The organism is Inquilinus sp., assembly GCF_039594555.1.
Classification (GTDB): Bacteria; Pseudomonadota; Alphaproteobacteria; order DSM-16000; family Inquilinaceae; genus Inquilinus.
Window position 1 is genome coordinate 1 of the sequence record NZ_JBCNNF010000598.1, and the last position, 3,164, is coordinate 3,164.

A 3,164-nucleotide genomic window follows, 5' to 3' on the forward strand; every position below is an offset into this window, starting at 1 on the left:
ACGTCATCACGCCGTTGCGGACATACTGGCTGTCGGTGGTCAGCACCGCCTCGACCGGGCGCTTCATCGCCTCCAGCGCCTGGATGGCGGCCATCAGCTCCATCCGGTTGTTGGTGGTCAGCGTCTCGCCGCCATACAGCTCGCGCTCGGTCTCGCCCATGCGCAGCAGCACGCCCCAGCCGCCCGGGCCGGGGTTGCCGCTGCAGGCGCCGTCAGTGAAGATCTCGACCTTCGGCAGCTTCATCGGCTTCTTCGTCGTCGCGGCGGTGTCGGTCACGGGTCGATCCCATAGGCGGCCACGCTGGTGACCTGCTGGTGAAAGCGCAGCTTGCGCCAGTATTCGAGCGGGTCCTTGGGCTTCACGAAGGCGCCCGGCGGGTGGTTCAGCCAGTCATAGAGCCGGGTCAGCAGGAAGCGCAGCGCGTTGCCGCGCGCCAGCAGCGGCAGCGCCGCGACCTCGGCCGGCGACAGCGGCCGCTCGGCCCGGTAGCCGGACAACAGCAGCCGCGCCTTGGTGGCGTTGAAGGCGCCGTCCGGCTCGAAGCACCAGGCGTTCAGGCAGATCGACAGGTCATAGGCCAGCATGTCGGTGCAGGCGAAGTAGAAGTCGATCAGCCCGGACAGGCGGCCGTCGCGGAAGAACACATTGTCCGGGAAGAGGTCGGCATGGATCAGCCCGGCCGGCAGGTCCGAAGGCCAGTTGGCCTCAAGGAATTCGAGCTCGCGGGTGATGCCCTCGGCCAGGCCCGGCGTGACGGTGTCGGCGCGGCCGACGCAATCCGCCACCAGCCGGCGCCAGCCGTCGAGCGACAGGTTGTTCGGGCGGGTCATCGGGAAATCGGCCCCGGCGGCGTGCATGCGCGCCAGCGCCGGGCCTAGGGCCTGGCAGTGCCAGGGCTGGATCCGCTTCGGCCACAGCCCGTCGAGGAAGGTGACGATCACCGCCGGCCGGCCGGCGAGGCGGCGCAGGGCCTGCCCGTCGCGGGCGGCCACCGGCTGCGGGCATTCGATGCCGCGCGCCGCCAGATGCTGCATCAGCCCGAGGAAGAAAGGCAGGTCGGCCTCGGCCACCCGCTTCTCGTACAGCGTGAGGATGTGCGGCCCGGCCGTGGTCACCAGCAGGTAGTTGGAGTTCTCGACGCCCTCGGCGATGCCCTTGAGCGAGAGCACGGTGCCGATGTCGTATTCCGCCACGAAGGCGGCGACATCCTCATCGGTGACTTCGGTGTAGACGGCCATGGATCGCCCGGGTGAAAGCGGCTCAGCCCGCCTTCATAGAGCGAGAGGGGACGGCTTGTCGAAGGAAGAGAGGGCGGCAGCGCGGGATGCGGCCGTGCCCGGCAGGCCCGAAGAGGCCAGTCAGACGGAAAGGGCGGCCGGGACGATCCGCGGCCGCCCTTTCGCTGCAACCGGCAAGGCCGTGTCAGCGGCCCGACTGCGGGTAGGCGGGGCCGTGCGGGTCGGCGCTCTGCAGCGCGCTCGGGCCATGCTGCGAGTCGAAGCCGGTGCGGGCCTCGGCGGCGCCGGACGCGGCGGCGACACCCAGGGCGAGCAGGGCGACGAAACCGATCGGGCGGGCGATCTTCACGAACGACATGATCCGTTCCTTTTTCGACGGAGATCCGGGCCGGTCCCTCGGAGCGGCATCGCGGATCGACAGATATGGAACCGCAGGATCGGTGTCGGAGCGTCGCCGTGACGGGGCGTCCGCCGCTGTCCTGCCCTTTGGAGTTGGGCATCGCCGGGTCGGACGTAAACTTCCGTTAAGGAGAATTCATGAAGTTCATGATCAATTCATTATTACAAACGCAACACTCAACCGAACGCCGTCATCTGTCACCGGGCTGGTCAGCCCTTCGGCGGATAGTCGTGATGCTCGCCGTTCGGGTCCTCAACCGTCCAGCCCTCGGCGTCGGAACCGTCGAGATAGTCCGGCCCGATCGGCACCTTGCCGCGGCCGCCCGGGATGTCGAGCACATAGGTCGGCTGGGCCAGGCCGGACAGCCGGCCGCGCAGCGCCCGCATGATCCGGCGCCCATCCTCGATCCCGGTGCGGAACTGCGCCGTGCCCGGGGCCAGGTCGCCGTGATGCAGGTAGTAGGGCTTGATCCGCAGGCGCACGAAGTCGCGGAACAGCTGCTCCAGCACCGCCGGATCGTCGTTGACGCCGCGCAGCAGCACGGTCTGCGACACCAGGGCGACGCCGGCATCGGCCAGGCGGCGGGTCGCGTCGCGCGCCGCGGGCGTCAGCTCGCGCGGATGGTTGCTGTGGATGGCCAGCCAGACGGCGCTGTCCTGCGCCTTGAGCGCCGCCACCAGCTCGGGCGTCACCCGCTCCGGCTCCACCACCGGCACGCGGCTGTGCAGCCGGACCACGCCGAGATGCGGGATGGCGTCGAGCCGCCCGACCACGTCGGCCAGGCGCCGCGGCGCCAGCATCAGCGGATCGCCGCCGGTCAGGATCGCCTCCCACACCTGCGGCCGGGCGCGGATATAGTCGATCGCGGCGGCGAGATCGTCTTCGCCCATCGCCTCGCCGCCCGGCCCGACCATCTCGCGTCGGAAACAGAAGCGGCAATAGACCGGGCAGGCGTGCAGCAGCTTCAACAGCACCCGGTCGGGATAGCGGTGGACCAGGCCGGGGATCGCGCTGTGGGCACCGTCGCCGATCGGGTCGGCCAGTTCCTCCGGCCGCGTCTCCAGCTCGGCCGCCGACGGCACGAACTGGCGCGCGATCGGGTCGTGCGGGTCGGCCGGGTCGATGAGGTCCGCCATCGCCGGGGTGACCGCGATGGCGTAGCGCGCGGCGACATCGCGCAGCTCGTCGAGCCGCTCATGCCCCGCCAGCCCAGCCTCGACCAATGCCTCGGGGCTCCGCAAGCGCTGCGGAGAAAGGTGTCCGTCCTTGGGCATGATCAGGCGGGGCTGAGCTCGCGCGGCAGCTTGAAGGTGATGGTCTCGACCGTGGTCGGCTCGGACTGGATGGTGACGGCGTAGCGCTTGTGCAGCTCGTCCATCACCTCCTCGACCAGCACCTCGGGCGCCGAGGCGCCGGCGGTGATGCCGAGCGTGCCGATGCCGTCGAACCAGGACCAGTCGAGATCCGCCGCCCGCTGCACCAGCATCGCCTTGTCGCAGCCGGCCCGGCGCGCCACCTCGACCAG

The 3,164-nt window shown here is 70.1% G+C and carries 4 protein-coding genes and 1 pseudogene; all 5 read right to left on the reverse strand.

The annotated features are described in order from the left end of the window. Positions 1–244 (reverse strand): RNase H family protein (locus ABDW35_RS34715; protein ID WP_343718407.1); only part of this gene is annotated, 244 nt, incomplete at its 3' end. A gap of 29 nt (positions 245–273) precedes the next feature. Then, positions 274–1,239, reverse strand: a complete 966-nt coding sequence (locus tag ABDW35_RS34720) for a homoserine kinase (RefSeq protein WP_343718404.1) — start codon at positions 1,237–1,239, stop codon at positions 274–276. A gap of 184 nt (positions 1,240–1,423) precedes the next feature. After that, positions 1,424–1,597 (reverse strand): hypothetical protein, encoded by a 174-nt coding sequence (locus ABDW35_RS34725; protein WP_343718405.1) that lies wholly within the window; start codon positions 1,595–1,597, stop codon positions 1,424–1,426. Between the two features lie 251 nt (positions 1,598–1,848). After that, positions 1,849–2,913, reverse strand: coding sequence for a lysine-2,3-aminomutase-like protein (locus ABDW35_RS34730; RefSeq protein ID WP_343718406.1), 1,065 nt, complete (start codon positions 2,911–2,913; stop codon positions 1,849–1,851). Positions 2,914–2,915: 2 nt separating this feature from the next. Then, positions 2,916–3,164, reverse strand: a pseudogene (gene ispH / locus ABDW35_RS34735) (4-hydroxy-3-methylbut-2-enyl diphosphate reductase); the annotation flags it as partial.